Here is an 18,660-nt window from a genome sequence, read left to right on the forward strand (position 1 = left end):
GCGTCATTCAACGCTTTTTGTGCCACGTTTCGCGTTTCGCGCGGCGTGCCCCCGAACGTACCCCGGGGCAGGCTGCGCGAAACGCGCGACGCGTCAGACAGGAGTAGATGGATACTTTCTTCAGAAACATAGCCGCTTTCTTCGGCCGGCTCTCCATCGGTCAGCGCATCGCCATCGGTACGGTCGTCCTCGGCACGGTCGCGGCCATGGTGGGCCTGGCCTACTGGTTCCAGCAGGCGAACTACGTGCTGCTCTTCGGCAACCTGCCCGAAACGGCCGCCAGCCAGGTCGTGGAGGTCCTCCAGAACGAAAGCATCGAATACCGCCTCAAGGATGGTGGCACGGCCATTTACGTGCCGAGCGACATGGTGTACGACCTCCGGCTGCGCCTCGCCCGGGAAGGCATCATCTCGGACGGCGTGACCGGCTACGAGATCTTCGATCAGAGCACGCTCGGGATGACGGACTTCATGCAGAAGCTGAACCTCCGAAGAGCGCTGGAGGGCGAACTCGCGCGTACGATATCGAGCATCGACCAGGTGGAGGCCGCGCGCGTCCATCTCGTCATCCCGGAGCGTTCGCCCTTCCGGGAATCCCAGAACGAGGCGACCTCGTCCGTCGTGCTGCAGCTCAAACCCGGCGCCCGGCTCTCCGAAGCGCACATCCAGGGCATCACGGCCCTCGTGGCCGGCGCGGTGGAAGGGCTTGAAGCCGGCGACGTCAACATCATCGACACAGCCGGCAACATGCTGTCGAATCCCGAGGGCGACGACAACGACACCCGGCTTACCTCCACCCAGCTGCGGCTCCAGCAGGAAAAGGAGCAGCACCTTTCGAGCAAGGCGCAGACCCTGCTCGACCAGATGCTGGGCCCCGGCAACGCGATCATCCGGCTGAACCTCGAACTCGACTTCTCCCGGTCGGTCACCGAAAACAACCAGATCGACCCCGAGAGCCAGACGGTCATCGCCGAAGAGAAGCTCCAGGAGGAGGGCGATGTAGATACCGCCAACAGCTCGGTAAAAAATTACGAGGTGAGCCGGACCGTGCAGACCATCGAAAAATCGGTGGGCGATATCGCGTACCTCTCGGTCTCGGTCATCCTCAACTACCAGAAGATCCCTCCGCCGGCCGAGGACGAGGAGGCCCTGCCGAGCTACGAGCCGCACAGCGACGAACAGATCGGGCAGATCGAGTCGCTCGTGAAGGAGTCGGTCGGCTGGCGCGCCGACCGCGGCGACGGGTTCGCGATCAGCCAGATCCGGTTCGACACGACGATGGACGAACAGCTGGCCCAGCAGTTGCTGGACGAGAAGAAGCGCGAAAACATCGAGATGTACATTCGCTACGGCCTCATGGTGCTGGCGCTGGGCATCGCGTTCTGGCTGATCCGGACGGCCACGCAGAAAGCCAAGGAAGTCGCCGGCATCCAGCCCGCGCTGGGCGCGGGCCAGGGCCAGCTGCTCAACCAGGCCGGCGCGCCGGCAGGCCCCGACGGCCAGCCCCAGCTCACGAGCGGCGCCAAGCCGAAGAAAAAAGGCGGAGGGGACGAAGAGGAAGAGCTCGTCCTGATCGACGACATCTACACCAGCACCCTCTCTCCGGAAGCGAAGGCGCGCCTCAAGGCCAAGCACAAGATGCTCTCGGATATGATCGATTCGATCAAAGCCAATCCCGAGGAAGCGGCAAACCTGCTGCGCAACTGGCTGACGGCCGATAAGATGAAGAAAGAGAACAACAAAACGCCGGTCGCTTAACGCGTCGCGCAACGAGGAATATGGCAACAGCTACAGCCACGCCCCCGAAAAAGGAGGCCGCTCCGGCAGGAGCTCCCCCGGCGGATTCCAACGAGGACAACAAGCTCTCGCCCGAGGAAGTCCAGGAGATCGTCAAACATCTCTCCGGCACGCAAAAAGCCGCGATCCTGCTCGTCGCCATCGGCACCGAAGCCGCCGGCGAGGTGATCAAGTTTTTGCACGACGAGGAAGTCGAGCAGATCTCGGTGGAAATCGCGCGGATGCGCAACACGGCCAGCGAGGTCGTGGAAGCGGTGCTGCTCGAATTCCGCGATCTCGGATGGGCGCAGGAATTCATCGCCCAGGGCGGCGTCGTGTTCGCCCGGGACGCCCTCGCCGCGGCGCTCGGTTCGCGCCGCGCGGAAGAGATCATGATGCGCGTCGAAGCGGCCATGGAGGTTTCCGCCTTTCACCTCCTGCAGACGGTGGAAACGGGCCAGCTCACGAACTTCCTCCAGAACGAGCATCCCCAGACGGCGGCCCTCATCCTGGCGCACCTCAACCCGCGCAAATCGGCCGAGATCATCTCGAACTTCGAGGCCGACGTACAGAACGAAATCATCTACCGACTCGCCACGATGGGCAAGACCTCCCCGGCCCTGCTCAACGACGTCGAGGAAGTGATCCGCCAGCAGATCGGATCGCTCTTCGGCACGGAGCTCAGCGCCGCCGGCGGCGTCGAGGCGGTCGCCCAGATCCTCAACAACACCAGCCGCGCCGCCGAGAAGAACATCCTCGAAGGCCTGACCGAACGCGACAACGAACTCGCCATGTCGATCAAGGCGCTCATGTTCGTCTTCGACGACCTGGTGAACATCTCCGACCGCGACCTGCAGCGCATCCTGGTGGAAGTCGAGCAGCGCGATCTGGCCCTCAGCCTCAAGGGCGCCTCGGAAAACCTCAAGACGAAGTTGCTGGCCAACATCAGCCAGCGCGCCGCCGACGGCATCCGGGAAGAGCTCGAACTCATGGGGCCGGTTCGCGTCAGCGACGTCGAGGAGTCGCAGCGCCGCATCATCGAAATCGCCCAGCAGCTCGAGGAACAGGAAGAAATCAGCCTGTCGCGCGGCGGCCAACAGGAAGTGATGCTGTAGTGCGTCGAGGTTTCCGGCTTGCGGTTCAACCCGTGCCTTGAACCCTGAACGTTGAACCCGAAACCGAAGTCATCCATGGCATCACCGATCATCAAGAAAGCGACGGCGCAGTTCCAGGCCCTGGACTTTGACGACCTGGCCGGCCTGACCGGCACCATCATTCATCAACCCCGCGTGTTGCCGGCCGAGGGCGACGAGGCGTCGAAACTCGACCGCCGCATCATCCGGGGCGCCGATGCCGACTACGCCGCGCGGCCCGTCAAGTACCTCGACATCCTCCAGAACGACGGCCCGTCCAGCGCGGCCCCGATCGAAGAACCCGTCGAACAGCTTTCGCCTGAGGAGGAGATGGCCCTTCGGGAAGCCGAGTGGGAGGCGCGTCTTGCCGCGGCGGTGGAGGAAGCCCGATCCGCCGGCTACGCGGCGGGCCGCGACGCCATGCGCGCCGAGCTGGAAGCCGGCTTCGCCGCCGACAAACAGGCCCTCCTCGACGACACCGCCCGGATCGGGCGTCTCTGGGCCGATCTGCTCGAAAAGAGCGAGCCGATCATGCTCGAGATGATGCTGGATCTCCTCGAGGCGATCCTGCACCAGCCTCTGCCGGAACAGGTTGTCGGCCTCGTCGAGAATTCGCTGCTGACGACGATGGAAGTCTTCTCCCGCGAGACGCCGATCCGGCTCTCCCTGAACTCGATCGATTACCTTCGGCTCCAGGAAAGCGGCCTCGTGGCGCACCTCACCTCCCTCTTCCCCAAACTCGTCTGGGATCCCCAGCCCGACCTCCGCGAGGGCGACTGGGTGGCCCAATGCCCCGAGCGCATGATCCGGAGCATCGTGTCCGAGTCGATCCACCACCTGAAGGATTCGTTCGGGCTCCTCGAACCCCACAGCCGGATCGCGCGCGTCGCCGCATCGGCGCCGGCGGTGCAGGAAATGCCCGAGCCGACCGATCCTGACGCTCCCGAACTGTCCTGAGGCCCCATGTCCTATCTGTCGCACAGCCGCGCACGCATCAAAGGGATCCGGCCGGCCATCCAGACTTTCGGACGCGTCCAGTCCGTCATCGGCCTCCTCGTGGAAGCCAGCGCCGTGCAGGCCGCTGTAGGGGAGATCTGTTATATCTATGAGAGCGATCACCCCGGGAGCCGGCGCATCAAGGCCGAGGTGGTCGGGCTGCGCGGCCAGACGTGCATCCTCATGCCGCTGGAAGTGACCGTCGGGCTTCGCGCCGGCTGCCTCGTCCAGCGCTCCGCCATCCCGCTCACGATCCAGGTGGGCGAAGCCCTCCTCGGCCGCGTGATCGACGCCAACGGGCATCCGATCGACCAGAAAGGGCCGATTCTGCTCAACGATGCGCAGCAGGTGCACCGCGAACCGCCCTCCCCCATGGAACGCCGCATGATCGACACCGCCCTCCACACGGGGGTGCGCGCGATCGACGCGATGCTCACGCTCGGACGGGGGCAGCGCATCGGCATTTTCTCGGGCTCCGGCGTCGGCAAGAGCACGCTGCTCGGCATGATCGCGCGCAACGCCCGGGCCGACGTCAACGTCATCGGGCTGATCGGCGAACGCGGCCGCGAGGTGCAGGAATTTATTGTCGACAACCTGGGCGAAGAAGGCCTGGCCCGCTCGGTCGTGGTCGCCGTCACGGGCGATCAGGCCGCGATGCACCGCGTCAAGGCCGCCAGCGTCACGCTGGCCATCGCCGAGTTTTTCCGCGATCTCGGCAAGGACGTCCTCCTGATGATGGACTCCGTCACCCGCGTCGCGATGGCCCAGCGCGAGATCGGCCTCGCCGTGGGCGAGCCGCCGACGACGCGCGGCTATACCCCGAGCGTCTTCGCCATGCTCCCCCGCCTGCTCGAACGCGCCGGCCCGGGCCGGCAGGGAACAATAACGGGTATCTTTACAGTCCTCGTCGACAGCGACGACATGAACGACCCGATCAGCGATGCCGTGCGCGGCATCCTGGATGGGCACATCGTCCTCTCCCGGCGGATCGCCGAATCGGGGCATTACCCGGCCATCGACGTGCTCCAGAGCGTGAGCCGCCTCATGCCTCGCATCACGTCGCGCGAGGACCAGGCCGTCGCCACCCGCGCCCGGCAGCTGCTTTCGGCCTATCAATCGATCGAAGACCTGCTGCGCATCGGGGCCTACGAAAAAGGATCGGATCAAACGACCGACCGCGCCATCGCGGCGCACGCGCCGCTCAAACGCTTCCTTCAGCAGAGCATGCACGACGCCTCCGGGGGCCGCCCCATCGAGGTGCTGAAGCAGGCGCTGCAGGAAGGCGCCGTCGGATAGCGGGCATCGCCCGTTTGGCCGGTCATTTGCACAGTGTGGGTACAGGTATAAACAACCCGCAAATCACGCGTTTCGCGCACCATGGCCGGAAAGAAATTTCGTTTCTCCCTGTCGAGTGTACTCCAGGTACGGACGCACGAAACGGAGCGCGCAAAGAAGGCGCTGGCGGCCGCGATCGCGCGGCGCGTGGCGCAGGAAAAAAAGGTCGACGACGCCATGCAGGCGCTCGACACCCTGCACCGCGACGCGGCCCGGTCCGACCGGCCCGTCACCGCCTCGACCCTGCGCCAGACGGACGGGCTGCGGCTCGACGCGCAGCGCCGGCTCAAGACGGAGCAGCAGCGCCTGAAGCACTGTCTTCGGGAGGAGCAGCAGGCCCGGCGCGAGCTGGTCGACCGGCGCAGCGCCGAAGAAGCGCTCGAGACCTTGCGGGACATCGAAAAACATCGGTTCGTCCAGGCCGAAAACTACGCTGACAACAAACTCCTCGAGGAACAGGCGCTCGACGCCTTTCGACGCAAAAACGCCTCTGATACACCATGAAAATCGTACTTGCCGTAGTCCTGAGCCTCGTCTTCTTCGCCCTGGGCCTCGTGGGCACCTACATGGCGATGCCGGCGCTCGCCCCCGACATGGTCGATCAGACCGCCGCCCGGCTCGATAGCCTGGCCCAGAGCCGTCTTCCGCACGACCCGATGATGAACGCCGCCCTGATGGATTCGCTCGGCATGCCGGCCGACTCCGCCGCCCTGTATGCGGCGGCCTACGGCGCGATGGCGCCGGCGGCGCCGGATCCGGCCATCGCCACGCTGCGCGACTCCCTGCAGGACATCCACTTCCGTCTCGCCATCGAACAGGAGACCCAGAAGGTCCTCCAGAAGCGGATCGCGGAGATGGAGTCGCGCTGGGAGGAACTCCAGAAACGGTTCGACGACGCGCGCCAGATGAGCGGCACGCTCGTTAAACTCGAGGACGGCGAACTGGGCGCCCTGCTCAGCCAGCTCGACATGGATGTGATCGAGGCCATCTATCTCGAAGCGACCGCGCGAAACCGAACCCGTCTCCTCCAGATGCTGCCGGCTGAAAAAGCGTCGGCGCTCGTCAACAAACTCGCCACGCCGCAGCCGGCGCTTTCGAGCGCGGCTACCGCGCCGCCTCCGGCGCCCGGAAACTGATCCGGCGCCCCGCACCCCAAGACGCCCAACATCCATGTCCAATATCTTGCCGCTCCAGGAGGCCGAACAGCCCCAGGGCTCGCCCCGGATTTCCACGGTGAAGCGTGCCCGGAACGCCTTCGGCGCCCTCTTCGGGCAGGCGCTCCGAAAAAACACCGGCCCGGACGACGAGCAGCCGGCCGGCGAGGTCCGCCAGGCCGATAAAAAGCCCCGTCCCGAACCCGAGGCGGCGATGCCGTCGCGCCCCCGCCCCGAGGGCGGCGTGGAGGCGTCCCTCGACGAAACGGCGCCCATCGCAAAGGATCACGCGCCGCGCGTGGAAAAACGCAAGGGCGCCGCGGCTCACACTGAGCGCGCGCCGCGCCGCGAGGCCCAGCCCGAGGCCTGGGCGGCGCCCCCGTTCGCGCTTCCGACGATCGACATCCCGAGTCACGACATGACGCGCGCCCGGATGAAGCCCTTCGCGGCTCCGGTGACGGGCAATCAGACCGAGAAGCGGGCGTCGCACCTGAAGCCGGCCGTCGCCGCGATGCCGGAGCATGGCGGCGAGGCCACGATCATCAATCCCGAGACGCCGGCGCGCCGCGCAGGCAGCGCCGGACCCGTACAAAAAGGCGACCCGGCTCAAAAAGGCGACCCGGCCATTCGGACTTCCGAGGCACAACCAGCCTCCCGATCGGGTCACGCCCCGGCGGGAGCATCCGCCGAGGACAAGCAGACCGCCATCCGACCGGAAGGACGGCTGCCGGCCTCCGCGAGCGATGCGGTCCGCGGAGAGCCGTCTGAGGCACCGGACGGCGTCGCGGCGTCGCGCGAAGCGGATGCGTCCGCCGCGTCGGGGCGGCACCACACCGAACCGAATGCACGGGCCGAAGCCGCGCCACGCGCCGTGCCCGAGCGCCCGGCCGCGCAGACGGAGCGTCCGCAGCCCGCCTCGCCTTTTTCGTTTCGCATCCGCGACGAGTTGACCGGGCCGGCTACCGGCTCGAGCGCGAAACCGCCCTCGGGCGACGACCTTCTGCTGCTGAAACGGCTGGCCGATCAGCGACCGGGGCTCCAGCTCTCCGTGCCGGCGCCCGGCGCCGAAGAAAAACCGGCCGTGAAGCCGCGACCGGAGCGCCGGGCGGATGCGACGGCGGACGCGGCTCCGGAGCTGGCGCCACGTCGCAGCGCGCCGCAGGAAGACGCGCCGGCGCCCCGCGCCGCGCGTTCGGACGAGGGCCGGCAACAGCCCGCGCAGGATGACGGCGGCCCGTCCTATGCGCCGGCCGATCAGCAGAACACGCCGGCCGCGCCGCTGTCGACGCCCCAGGAGGCGGCGCTGCGTGCGGGCATGGATCCGATCGAGCCGCATCGCGAGAAGCGCGTCGACCGGAGCGCCGGCTCCGCGGCCGGGCTGGGCAAAGGCCTCGACGCGCCCGCGCTGATGGGCATGGACAAGGCGGACCGCGCCGGCGGGACGGCGCGCGCGCCGCATACGCCCGCCTGGGTTCAGCAGTTCATGGAGCGGTCGGCCGCGCGGGGCGACGCCAACACGTGGAAGACGCTCGAGATGCGCCTCGACGAAGGCGACGGCATGGTCACCATCAAGGTGATGCGCAACCAGGAAAAAGTAGCCGTTTCGGTCGGGTTTTCCGACCCGACGCTCCGGGCCCAGGCCGAATCGCAAGTCGCCCAGATCGTCGATGCCCTGCAAATGCACTATCAGGCGGACGTTGACTTCTCCTTTTTCCAATCCGGCAAGGAATCTGTATTCGACCATACGGCCGGCCGGCCGTCGGCGGGCGGCTCCGAGACGCGCGGCGGCTCGGCAGCGACCGTGGAGGCGCCCTCCCCCGTGGAGGTGCGCGCCGGCGCCGACGGACACTACGTGTGGGTTGGATAACCCCCTTTCACCACAGCAACATCACCCCATGGATATCACCCAGATCACTTCATCCCAGGCCCAGCAGACCCCGCTCGGCGGCGTAGCCAACCAGACGATGGGGCGGGACGACTTCCTGCTGCTCCTGGTCACCCAGCTGAGCAACCAGGACCCGCTCAATCCGATGGACGGCCAGCAGTTCGCCGCCCAGCTGGCGCAGTTCTCGTCGCTGGAACAGCTCATCAACCTGAACGACGGGATGGCCCAGAGCGCCCAGCTGAACGGGTTGCTCGCCCAGAGCATCAACTCGGGCGTCGCGGCCGGCCTGATCGGCAAGGACGTCGAGGCCGTGGGCAACCAGCTCCGGTTCGACGGCACCGAAGGCACGACCATGCACTACGAACTCGACCACGCCGCCGCGAGCGTGTCGATCGACGTCTTCGACGAGGCCGGCCGCAAGGTGCGGACGATCGAAGCCGGCGGGCAGGGCAAGGGCGAACGCAGCGCCAACTGGGACGGCAAGGGCGAGGACGGAGCGGACCTCCCCGCGGGTACCTACACCTTCAAGGTGAACGCCACCGATGCCGCCGGCAATACCGTCAACGCCACGCACCTCATGCGCGGCAATGTGGATCGCGTCTCCTTCAGCCAGGACGGCATCCTGCTGTGGATAGGCGACCAATCGATCCCCATGGGCAACGTCCGCTCCGTCATCGGGGCGTGACCAACCGAAACTCGGCCTTTTCTCGCAGGGGTCGATCCTATTCCGGAATCCAGGTTCAGGGTTCGTAGCACATCCACGGCCTCGAGCCGCCCTGAGCCTGTATGCCAGAACCGTCATGGAGACCGCTCCATGACTCCTTTCCTACTTCCGTTCAATCAACCCATCCGGCACGCTGGATTCCCGAGCGGGAAAACGGCTAGCCGGACCGCGGCCCCCTCGCACACTGCTGCGGGTTATAACACCTCGAATACTCTTATGATGCGTTCTTTAGGCAGTGGAGTCTCCGGACTCGTCAACCACCAGACGCGTATGGATGTCGTTGGCAACAACATCGCCAACGTCAACACGATTGCGTTCAAGCGGAGCCGTACCGCGTTCAACGAATTGCTGGCGCAAGAAGTGTCGAGCAACGCCTTCAACCCCTCGTTCGTCGGTCTCGGCCTCGGCCTGAACGCGATCGACGTGAGCTGGTCGCAGGGTGCGCTCGAAACGACCAACAACGCCACCGACCTCGCCATCAACGGCGACGGCTTCTTCATCGTCCGCGACGGCCAGCGCGAACTCCTGACGCGCGCCGGCAACTTCGCGTTCAACCGCGCCGGCGAAATGGTCACGTCCAGCGGCCTCAACGTCCAGGGCTTCGCGATCGACACCGCGACCGGCCTCCCGGACATGACCCGCGTCCAGGACATCGCGATCGACCTCGCGGCGGTGTCGCCGCCGCGGTACACGTCGGAAGTCTCGATCGCCGGCAACCTCGACGCCGCGATGTCCGACAACGGCGGCGTCAACCCGGACACGTACGACATGTCCACCGTCGTGTACGACGAACAGGGCAACAAGTACTCGATGATCTTCTCCTTCGAGAAGATCAGCGCCGACGGGGCCGACCCCGACCAGTACCAGGTCACCGTCACCGGCGACCCGACGACGGCGCCTTTCGGCGGCGTATCGACGGTCTTCACGGTCGAGTTCGGCACCGACGGCCTGCTGCAGTCGGTCGACGGCGTCGCGCTTACGGACCCGGCCTTCGCCCTCCCGACGATCGGCTGGGACCCCGCGTACGTCAACATCACCGGCGCCGACACGATCGACATCGACATCACGAGCATCACGCAGTTCCGCGAGACCAGCTCGGCCGTCGTGACGGATCAGAACGGCACGTCCTCGGGCAAGCTGGTCGGCTTCACGTTCGACCTCAACGGCATGCTCGAACTCAATTTCGACAACGGGCAGACGGTGCAGGTCTACCAGCTCGCGATGGGCAACGCCAACAACATCAAGGGCCTCGAGACGCTGGGCAACAACCTGTACGGCGCCACCGAGACCTCGGGCAGCATCAAGCGCGGCCGGGCCGGCGTGGAAATCGGCGCCGACATCGTCTCCGGGGCGCTCGAAATGAGCAACGTGGACCTCACGAACGAGTTTGCGGAAATGATCAAGACGCAGCGCGGCTTCCAGGCCTCCGCCCGTGTGATCCGTACCGCGGACGAACTCCTGACGGAAATCGTCAACCTCAAGCGCTAATCCAGACCACCGGTTCAGCCGGCGCCCCGCTCTCTTTCGAGGGAGCGGGGTTTTTTTATGGGATCCGGCATCCACGAAGCGTTAAGGGGGCCCCGGGGCCTGCCGATACCCCCCATTGATTACGCCTCGTGGCCATTTGTCAGACCGGACGACGTTCAAGAGTAACCGTTATGAGCCAACACACCGACGATCATACGAACCTTCTCCAAATCGTGAGCTTCGTGATAGGCGACGAGGAGTTTGGCGTCGATATCCTCAATGTGCAAGAAATCATTCGACCCGTCGAGATCACGCGCGTGCCGAACACCACCGACTTCGTGGTCGGCGTCATCAACCTGCGCGGCAAGATCGTACCGGTGGTCGATCTCAGGAAGCGGTTCGGGATGCCCAGCCACGAGCGCGACAAAAACACGCGCATCGTCGTGATCGAAATCCAGGAGCAGGTCGTCGGCTTCATGATCGACATGGTGCGTCAGGTCATCCGCCTCGACCGCACCACCATCGAACCGCCCCCCGAACTGGCCACCGGCAAGGATGCGCAGTACATCCGCGGCGTCGCCCGTCTGGAAGACCGCCTGCTCACCCTGATCGATCTCGAAGTGCTGCTGCGCGACGACACACAAGCCGTTCTTGACGCCGTCCCGCAGCACGCGGGCGCCTAACGCTTCTTCTATGTCCGCATTAGACCACTTATCCATGACGCTCACGGACGACCTGTTTGAGCAATTCAGGCAGTTGATCTATGCGCGCACGGGCATCTATTTCCAGGACAACAAGCGATACCTGCTGGAGACGCGTCTGGGTAAGCGGCTGCTGGAACTGGGATACTCGCACTTCAAGGAGTATTACGAGCTGCTGAGCAAGCGCAACAGTCCGCAGGAGTTGTCCGCGTGCGTGAACATCATCACGATCAACGAGACCTTCTTCTTTCGGGCCGTCCGGCAGTTCGAGATCCTGGAACAGAACATCCTGCCCGATCTCATCGCGGCGCGTCTCAAGCAAAGCAAGAACACGATCCGGCTGTGGAGCGCCGCGTGTTCGAGCGGCGAGGAGGCCTATACCCTGGCGCTGATCCTCAACGAGAAGTTTCGGCCCCGGTACCCGCAGGTACGGTTCGAGATCGTCGCCACGGACATCAACACGGAAGTGCTCGCCAAGGCGGAGGAAGGCATCTACAGCGCGTATGCGATCCGCAACGTGCCGCCGGCCTATCTGGCCAAGTACTTCAAGAAAGACGGCGACCACTACATCCTGTCGCCGGAAATCAAGAAGCTCGTCCGCTTCCGCCGGGTCAACCTGTTCGACCGGACGGAGATGCTCAGCGTCTCCGGCATCGATATCGCCTTCTGCGCGAATGTGCTGATCTATTTCGACCGCGAATCCAAGGCCCAGGCCGTCTCCTCGATCTACAACAGCATGAACGCGGGCGGCAGCTTCTTCCTCGGCTACTCCGAAAACCTGTACGGCATCGAGCACGGCTTCGCCTCCGTACGCATGGACGGCATCATGATCTATCGACGTGAAGCCTGACCCGATCACACACGCAAAAAAGTACATCATGAGTTATTCCAAACCCGTTTCGTCCGATACCCCTCACGTGGTGGACCGTCCGCGCCGTAACGCGGAGGAGTCGACCCGTGATCGCACAAGATCCATCACGAATTGCCTGAACCCCCGTTAATCGAGACAGCTATGAAGTTTTTAGTCGTAGACGATTCGCCAACGATGCGCCGAATTGTGTGCAACGCCTTGATGGAAATCGGTTATACCGACCTGACCGAGGCGGAGGACGGCCAGAAAGCGATGGAGAAGCTCAGCAGCGAAGCGATCGACTTCGTTATCACGGACTGGAACATGCCGAACATGAACGGTCTGGAGCTGACGAAGAGCATCCGCAAGCACGAGACCCTGGGCAACCTTCCGATCCTGATGGTTACGACGCGCGGCTTGAAAGAGGATGTGCTTTCGGCCATGCAGGCGAAGGTGAACAACTACGTCATCAAGCCCTTCACGCCCGACATTCTTCGGGATAAGATCGACATGATTCTCAAAATCGGCTCGTGAGATGGCAATGAACAACACAACGGAAATGCAGAGAATGCTGGACAAGCTCGACGAGTTGCGATCGATCTTCGTCCTGGGTCAGCGCGCCGTCCCCTTCATCGAGGAGGTCGTCTTGCTGATCAAGGACATGTCGCCCCTGCTCGACAGCATCAACGGCTCGTTGCAGGATAGCGCGAGCAAGTTGCCCAGTGCCTCGTCCCAGCTCGAAAGCGTGTCTCAGGCGACGGAGATGGCGACCACCGAGATTCTCAACCTGGTGGATCTCGCCCTCATGAAATGCAATGAACTCGGCAAGAAGATGAGTTCGATGGGGACGCACGTGAGCAACGTGCGCGACCAGCACAACCAGTTTCAGCAGGTGGTCGAGCAAAAGCTCGGCGCCTCGTGGAAGGACCTGGCCGAGGAGTTCGCGACCTACAGCAGCAACCAGGAATCGACGCTGAGCGCGATCGAGAAGGGTCTCGGCATCCAGATGGAAGCGGTGAACGTGCTCAAGGAAGGGATGACGCAGATCATGCTCTCCCTCCAGGTGCAGGACATCACCTCCCAGCAGATCGCATCAGTCAACCATCTCATCCAGACGACCCGCGAGCGCCTTCACAAGCTCACGGAGAACCTGGGCCCGCGCGTATCGGAAGAAGACGACTTCGACACGCGGCTCCAGAGCGGCGCGACGTTCGACTCGAACGCGCGATACGACCTGCCCGGCCTGCGCGAAGTCACCGAGCCGGAGAGCTCCGAATTCGATTCTGCCGGCGACTTTGCCACGATGGGCGATATCGACAAGCTGTTCGCAAATCAGTAAACGGCGCGCTGTTATTCGCACGCAGATGACATAACAATGGCTGAGAACAACCCCAAGTCCGACGTTTCGCCATCGATCGAAGATCGGTTTGCAGAAGAGGCGCTTAACACCCTCACGCACGCACGCGAGGTGCTTACCCGTCTGGCCGGCGGGGTGAGTACAACCGACGCCTACGACGATGTCGCCCGCGCCGTATTCACCCTGAACGGAGCGGCCGAGGTGCTCGATCTCGAACAGATCAAGGTCCTCACCGCCAGCTTCTGCAACGCCGTCACGTCGATCCGCGACGCCGGCATCAGCCTGTCTGAAAGCGCAGCGAATACGCTCCAGAACGCCCTCGACGCCCTCGTCGACCTGATCGAGCGGATGCGGACGGGGAACGAGCAATCGCCGTTCATCACGCCGCTCATCGCCGAGCTGGACCTGCTCTCCGCCAACCCCGGCACCCCTGCCGCCCCCCAGGCGACCGCCGAACCCGCGGCCCCGGCCGCGCCGGAAGCCGTGACCGAACCGGTAGCGGCAGCCACCACGGCTCCCGAAGTCGAAACGCCCGCACCGGCCGAAGCGGAAGCCGAAGCAGAGGCTACGCCGGCTGCCGAGGTAGAAATCGCGCCGGCTGCTGAAACGGAAGCCGCGCCGCCAGCTGCCGCGGTAGAAGTCGCGCCGGCTGCCGAAACGGAAATCGCGCCGGCTGCCGAGGTAGAAATCGCGCCGGCTGACGAAGCGCCGGCCGCCGCGCCGAAACGGAGCTACGCGCCGTCGGCCAGCATGCTCGCCGACGCCAACGCCCAGATGGAACTGGGCGACATGCAGATGGTGATCGATGCCTTCGTCGAGGATGCGACACCGTCCATCGAAGACCTCAAGCAGGATGTTTTCGGCCTCAACGGCGGCGAAAACGACGCCTCGCTGCTCCAGACCATGCTCAAGGTCGTGGGCAACTTGCGGAGCACCGCCGGCTTCCTGAGCCTGGAACAGCTCAGCCTGCTCTCGCGCAAGCTCGAGCATGTGGCGCACCAGATGCTGTCCGGTCACCTCGACTGGTCGACCGTCATCACCGATACGTTCAGCTCGGCGCTCGAGCACCTGCAGACGCTCGTCCAGCAGGTCGCCGATCGGAAGATCGTGGCCGTGGACCAGGACGAACTGCTTGCCACGCTCGACGCGTGGATCCCGGAAGACAGCAAGCCCCCGGCGCTCACCGTCGTCGAAACTGCCCCGGCCCCGGTGGCCGCGACGCCGCAGCCGGCCGCGCCCGCGCCGGAAGAAGAAGAGGAAAAGGAGCTCGAAGACGTCCTCGTCGACGAGACGCACCAGATCCATTCCGAGGACTTCCGGGAGATCGTCGAGAGCTTTGTCGTCGAAGCCACGGAGATCCTGGATAACCTCGACAACAAGCTGCTGAGCCTGGAGGACCATATCCACGACCGCGCGCTCGTCGACGAGATCTTCCGCGACGTGCACACCGTGAAGGGCTCCGCCGGCTTCCTGAACCTGCAGCAGCTCAGCCACATCGCGCACCATTTCGAGGATGTGCTGAACCGGCTCCGTCGCGGCGACATCGAATTCCATCCGGCGATGATGGACGTGATGTTCGCGGCCTACGACCAGATGAAGGTGCTCGCCCTCCAGGTGAAGAACCTGAAGCTGGAGGTGGTCAAGCAGGGTCACCTGATCAAACAGCTTACGGCGATCTCCTCCGGGACCTTCAAGCCGGACGCCGCCGCCAGCATTCGCCGCGACGCGGCGATCGAGCCCGAGCCGACCGCCGGCGACGACGAGGCGCACGAGGCGCCCGATAGCGGCGCCGCGCGGACCGAAGCCGGCGGGGATGCACGGGGCGCGGCCTCCGCGAGCCGCGGCCTCGACCGCTCCACCGAAACCATTCGCGTCGAGGTGCACCGCCTCGACAACCTGATGAACCTGGTCGGCGAGCTGGTGCTCAACCGCAACCGGCTCGTCCAGATCACCGAAGACCTGAATTCGTCGCTCAGCGACGACCTGCAGCGCGGCCTGCTGGAAACCAGCGCGCAGCTGGACTTCATCACCACGGAGTTGCAGACCGGCGTCATGCATACCCGCATGGTGCAGATCGGGCGCATCTTCAACAAATTCCCGCGCGTCGTGCGCGACCTGGCCCGGTCCACCAACAAGGAGATCGAGCTGGTCATCGAAGGCGCCGAGACCGAGCTGGACAAGTCGCTCACGGAAGAGATCGGCGATCCGCTGGTCCACCTCCTGCGCAACTCGGTCGACCACGGCGTCGAGGTGCCCGAGCAGCGCCTGGCCGCCGGCAAGCCGGCGGTCGGGACGATCCGCCTGGTCGCACGCCAGGAAGGCAACAACATCATCATCGAAGTATCCGACGACGGGGCCGGCATCAATGTCGACCGCGTCAAGCGGAAAGCGATCGAAAAAGGACTCATCACGGAGGCCGAAGCCACCGAGATGACGGACGACGAGGCGTTCAACCTGATCTTCAAGCCCGGCTTCAGCACCGCGGAGAAAATCAGCAACATCTCGGGCCGGGGCGTGGGCATGGACGTGGTCAAGACGCACATCGCGCGGCTGAACGGCACGATCGGCATCAGCTCCGAGATGGGCAAGGGCTCCTCGGTGACGCTGAAGCTGCCGCTCACGCTCGCGATCAAGCAAAGCCTGCTGGTGCGTCAGAGCAAGGAGACGTTCGCCATCCCGCTCCACTCGGTCATCGAAGTCGTCGGTCTCGAGAACCACAAGATCGACAGCATCAACGGCCGCGAGGTGCTTCGCCTGCGCGAGCGCATCCTGCCGCTGGTGTACATCAGCGACATCCTCGGCCTGGAGAAACGGCCGGACTTCTCCGCCGCCTACGCGGTCATCGTCGGCCTCGCGCATCACCGCGTCGGCCTGATCACCGAAGACCTGGTCGGCCAGAAAGAAATCGTCATCAAGCCCCTCGGCAACTACCTCAAGAAGATTCCGGGCATCGCCGGCTCGACGATCCTCGGCGACGGTCGGGTGATCATGATCCTCGATGTCGCCGAACTGATTCGCCTCGAACAGGAGCATCCCCGCAGACGCCCTGAGACGGGTTCGAAGACGGAAAAACCCTGACGTTCACGCCGTGGGACGGCCAGGCAGCACACGCCTCGCCCGGGTCGCTCGCGCTTTCGCCGGCAACCCGAGCGAGGCGTCGATCCACCGCACGGCCATGAACCGACGCTCAACCCCAAGACGCACATGATCCGCCTTCTGATTGTCGACGACTCCGCCTTCATGCGAACGACGCTCAGCCAGTTGCTCGACGCCGAGCCCGACATCACCGTCGTCGGTACGGCGAAGGACGGCGTGGAGGCGCTCGAACAGGCGCGCGTGCTCAAGCCCGACGTCATCACGATGGATGTGATGATGCCGAACATGGACGGCATCTCCGCCGTCCAGCGCATGATGAATGTCCATTCCTGCCCCATCCTGATGTTCAGTTCGCTGACCCAGGAGGGCGCGGAGACCACGCTCAAGGCGCTGGAAGCCGGCGCCACGGATTTCATTACCAAAGAAAGCTCGTTCGTCCGCGGCGACCGGTCCAGCATCGTGCGCGACCTCGTCGCCAAGATCAAGTCGATCCACGGCGCCCGATCGAGCATCCTGCACAATACCCGGCCGCTCGTGTCGCGTGCGCGGACGGCCGCGGCGCCGGCGCCGGCACCGACGCCCGGCAGCGCGCCGAACGTGCGCATCAACGGCGCCGAGCTCGTCCTGATCGGCATCTCGACGGGCGGCCCGCTTTCGCTGCAGAAGGTGATCCCGATGCTCGCCGCGACGTTCCCGGTTCCGATCGTGATCGCGCAGCACATGCCGCCCAAGTTCACCAAAACGCTCGCGGACAGCCTCAACGCGATCAGCGCGCTCACCGTCGTCGAGGCGACGGACGGAACGCCGCTGAAAGCCGGCGGCGTGTACATCGCGCCGGGTGGCAGCGACAGCGTGATCTTCCGCAAGGACGGGACGCCGCATCTGCGCGTGCTCAAGGAATCCGCGACCTCGCGGTACCATCCGTGCGTCGACCTGCTCTTCACGTCGGCGGCGGACCTCTATGGGTCGATGACCGTCGGCGTGGTCATGACCGGCATGGGCAACGACGGCCTCGAAGGGGCCCGGCACATCAAGGCCCGCAACGGCACGGTGCTCGTCCAGGATGAAGGCAGTTCGGTGATCTATGGCATGCCCAAGGCCGTCTTCGACGCCGGCCTCGCGGACGCCACGCTGGCGCTTGACCATATCGCCCCCGTGCTGACCCGCAGCCTGGCGCGCGCGACGGCCAACGCGGCCTGATCGCTCGCTTTCCAACGCGCATTTCACATTAACCTTCGTCTTACCCGGCCGATACAGGGTCCATGAGTCCCCCGTCAGCTCCGCGGCCCCGGCCCCGGCAGTTGCATGGTGAAAACGCAGAACCAGGACCCGGGCGCGCATCGTGATGCGCGCAGCGATGGCACTCTCTCGTACGAAGCATCATGGAAAAATCAACAGTTGCCGGCCTCGGCGCAGGTCTCCTGCTCGTCTATGGCGCCATCTTCATGGGGACGGGATGGGCGACGTTTTTCGATCCCGCATCCTTCATGCTCGTGGTGGGCGGTGCAGGGGCCGGCATGATGGTGAACTACACCTTCGATCAGCTGAAGATGATGCCGGGGGCCTTTAAGGACTTCTTCTCGTTCAGCCTCCCTCCCCTCAGCAAATACATCGAGGAGTTCGGCGAGCTGTCCCGCATCGCCCGGCGTGAGGGCCTGCTGGCGCTCGACCGCCGGCTCGAGGAGATCGACGACCCTTTCCTGAAGTTCGGCCTCGAGATGGCCGTCGACGGCATCGACGAGCGGGAGATCGATGAGATGATGCAGGCCAACCTGCAAACCGAGCTGAACGAGAAGTCGTTCGCCGTGAAACTCTTCACCTCGTTCGGCGCCAACGCGCCGGCGTTCGGGATGATCGGCACCCTGATCGGGCTGATCCAGATGATGGGCAACCTGTCGGACCCCTCGCAGATCGGCGCCGGCATGGCCGTCGCCCTCGTGACCACGTTCCTCGGCTCACTCATCGCGAACCTGTTTTTCCTCCCTTTCGCCGAAAAACGCAAGCTCCAGGTGGCCGCCCTGCTTCGGATGCGCGAGCTGGTCCGCACCGGCGTGCTCGCCATCGTCCGCGGCGACAGCCCGAGCATGATCCAGAAGCGCCTGCAAAACCTGTTGACGCCAAGCGAACTCAGCCAGGTCGCCACGCCGGCCCAGGCAGAAGAAGCCTAGGCAACGTGCACCCTGAACG

16 protein-coding genes are annotated in these 18,660 nt (G+C 64.7%); all 16 read left to right on the forward strand.

All coding sequences use genetic code 11. The features are described from left to right. Positions 1-107: 107 nt before the first annotated feature. Complete coding sequence (gene fliF / locus R2834_21300; GenBank protein MEZ4702883.1) at positions 108-1,757, forward strand: flagellar basal-body MS-ring/collar protein FliF; 1,650 nt, start codon at positions 108-110, stop codon at positions 1,755-1,757. A gap of 20 nt (positions 1,758-1,777) precedes the next feature. Beyond that, positions 1,778-2,890, forward strand: coding sequence for a flagellar motor switch protein FliG (fliG, locus tag R2834_21305; GenBank protein MEZ4702884.1), 1,113 nt, complete (start codon positions 1,778-1,780; stop codon positions 2,888-2,890). A gap of 75 nt (positions 2,891-2,965) precedes the next feature. Continuing rightward, positions 2,966-3,865: a hypothetical protein gene (locus tag R2834_21310; GenBank protein MEZ4702885.1), complete on the forward strand. Its 900-nt coding sequence runs from the start codon at positions 2,966-2,968 to the stop codon at positions 3,863-3,865. A 6-nt stretch (positions 3,866-3,871) separates the two neighbouring features. Next, positions 3,872-5,200, forward strand: a complete 1,329-nt coding sequence (locus R2834_21315; protein MEZ4702886.1) for a FliI/YscN family ATPase — start codon at positions 3,872-3,874, stop codon at positions 5,198-5,200. An 81-nt stretch (positions 5,201-5,281) separates the two neighbouring features. Next, the gene (locus R2834_21320; protein MEZ4702887.1) at positions 5,282-5,743 is read left to right on the forward strand and encodes a hypothetical protein; all 462 of its coding nucleotides are present in this window, start codon (positions 5,282-5,284) and stop codon (positions 5,741-5,743) included. Then, complete coding sequence (locus R2834_21325; GenBank protein ID MEZ4702888.1) at positions 5,740-6,375, forward strand: hypothetical protein; 636 nt, start codon at positions 5,740-5,742, stop codon at positions 6,373-6,375. Before R2834_21320 ends, R2834_21325 begins: the two co-directional genes overlap by 4 nt. A 34-nt stretch (positions 6,376-6,409) precedes the next feature. Then, positions 6,410-8,260 carry a hypothetical protein gene (locus R2834_21330; protein MEZ4702889.1) on the forward strand — a complete coding sequence of 617 codons (1,851 nt, stop codon included), beginning with the start codon at positions 6,410-6,412 and terminating at the stop codon, positions 8,258-8,260. A 28-nt stretch (positions 8,261-8,288) separates the two neighbouring features. Next, positions 8,289-8,963 carry a flagellar hook capping FlgD N-terminal domain-containing protein gene (locus tag R2834_21335; protein ID MEZ4702890.1) on the forward strand — a complete coding sequence of 225 codons (675 nt, stop codon included), beginning with the start codon at positions 8,289-8,291 and terminating at the stop codon, positions 8,961-8,963. Between the two features lie 255 nt (positions 8,964-9,218). Beyond that, positions 9,219-10,490 (forward strand): flagellar hook protein FlgE, encoded by a 1,272-nt coding sequence (locus R2834_21340; protein ID MEZ4702891.1) that lies wholly within the window; start codon positions 9,219-9,221, stop codon positions 10,488-10,490. A gap of 212 nt (positions 10,491-10,702) precedes the next feature. Further along, positions 10,703-11,152, forward strand: a complete 450-nt coding sequence (locus R2834_21345; GenBank protein ID MEZ4702892.1) for a chemotaxis protein CheW — start codon at positions 10,703-10,705, stop codon at positions 11,150-11,152. A 10-nt stretch (positions 11,153-11,162) separates the two neighbouring features. Then, positions 11,163-12,020 (forward strand): protein-glutamate O-methyltransferase CheR, encoded by an 858-nt coding sequence (locus R2834_21350; GenBank protein ID MEZ4702893.1) that lies wholly within the window; start codon positions 11,163-11,165, stop codon positions 12,018-12,020. 162 nt (positions 12,021-12,182) lie between these two features. Then, positions 12,183-12,554, forward strand: a complete 372-nt coding sequence (locus R2834_21355) for a response regulator (GenBank protein ID MEZ4702894.1) — start codon at positions 12,183-12,185, stop codon at positions 12,552-12,554. 25 nt (positions 12,555-12,579) lie between these two features. Beyond that, positions 12,580-13,359: a protein phosphatase CheZ gene (locus tag R2834_21360; GenBank protein MEZ4702895.1), complete on the forward strand. Its 780-nt coding sequence runs from the start codon at positions 12,580-12,582 to the stop codon at positions 13,357-13,359. A gap of 36 nt (positions 13,360-13,395) precedes the next feature. Next, positions 13,396-16,455, forward strand: a complete 3,060-nt coding sequence (locus tag R2834_21365) for a chemotaxis protein CheA (protein MEZ4702896.1) — start codon at positions 13,396-13,398, stop codon at positions 16,453-16,455. Between the two features lie 126 nt (positions 16,456-16,581). Beyond that, positions 16,582-17,673, forward strand: a complete 1,092-nt coding sequence (locus tag R2834_21370) for a chemotaxis response regulator protein-glutamate methylesterase (GenBank protein MEZ4702897.1) — start codon at positions 16,582-16,584, stop codon at positions 17,671-17,673. A gap of 182 nt (positions 17,674-17,855) precedes the next feature. After that, positions 17,856-18,641 carry a MotA/TolQ/ExbB proton channel family protein gene (locus R2834_21375; GenBank protein ID MEZ4702898.1) on the forward strand — a complete coding sequence of 262 codons (786 nt, stop codon included), beginning with the start codon at positions 17,856-17,858 and terminating at the stop codon, positions 18,639-18,641. Positions 18,642-18,660 lie beyond the last annotated feature (19 nt).

This window comes from Rhodothermales bacterium (assembly GCA_041391505.1).
Classification (GTDB): Bacteria; Bacteroidota; Rhodothermia; order Rhodothermales; family JAHQVL01; genus JAWKNW01.

Excerpts from the sequence above, each read along its gene's own strand:
- R2834_21340 (MEZ4702891.1), top strand. The coding sequence starts at position 9,219 with ATGATGCGTTCTTTAGGCAGTGGAGTCTCCGGACTCGTCAACCACCAG.
- R2834_21330 (MEZ4702889.1), top strand. The coding sequence starts at position 6,410 with ATGTCCAATATCTTGCCGCTCCAGGAGGCCGAACAGCCCCAGGGCTCG.
- R2834_21350 (MEZ4702893.1), top strand. The coding sequence starts at position 11,163 with ATGTCCGCATTAGACCACTTATCCATGACGCTCACGGACGACCTGTTT.
- R2834_21355 (MEZ4702894.1), top strand. The coding sequence starts at position 12,183 with ATGAAGTTTTTAGTCGTAGACGATTCGCCAACGATGCGCCGAATTGTG.
- R2834_21365 (MEZ4702896.1), top strand. The coding sequence starts at position 13,396 with ATGGCTGAGAACAACCCCAAGTCCGACGTTTCGCCATCGATCGAAGAT.
- fliG (MEZ4702884.1), top strand. The coding sequence starts at position 1,778 with ATGGCAACAGCTACAGCCACGCCCCCGAAAAAGGAGGCCGCTCCGGCA.
- R2834_21370 (MEZ4702897.1), top strand. The coding sequence starts at position 16,582 with ATGATCCGCCTTCTGATTGTCGACGACTCCGCCTTCATGCGAACGACG.
- R2834_21335 (MEZ4702890.1), top strand. The coding sequence starts at position 8,289 with ATGGATATCACCCAGATCACTTCATCCCAGGCCCAGCAGACCCCGCTC.
- R2834_21310 (MEZ4702885.1), top strand. The coding sequence starts at position 2,966 with ATGGCATCACCGATCATCAAGAAAGCGACGGCGCAGTTCCAGGCCCTG.
- R2834_21325 (MEZ4702888.1), top strand. The coding sequence starts at position 5,740 with ATGAAAATCGTACTTGCCGTAGTCCTGAGCCTCGTCTTCTTCGCCCTG.
- fliF (MEZ4702883.1), top strand. The coding sequence starts at position 108 with ATGGATACTTTCTTCAGAAACATAGCCGCTTTCTTCGGCCGGCTCTCC.
- R2834_21315 (MEZ4702886.1), top strand. The coding sequence starts at position 3,872 with ATGTCCTATCTGTCGCACAGCCGCGCACGCATCAAAGGGATCCGGCCG.
- R2834_21320 (MEZ4702887.1), top strand. The coding sequence starts at position 5,282 with ATGGCCGGAAAGAAATTTCGTTTCTCCCTGTCGAGTGTACTCCAGGTA.
- R2834_21360 (MEZ4702895.1), top strand. The coding sequence starts at position 12,580 with ATGCAGAGAATGCTGGACAAGCTCGACGAGTTGCGATCGATCTTCGTC.
- R2834_21375 (MEZ4702898.1), top strand. The coding sequence starts at position 17,856 with ATGGAAAAATCAACAGTTGCCGGCCTCGGCGCAGGTCTCCTGCTCGTC.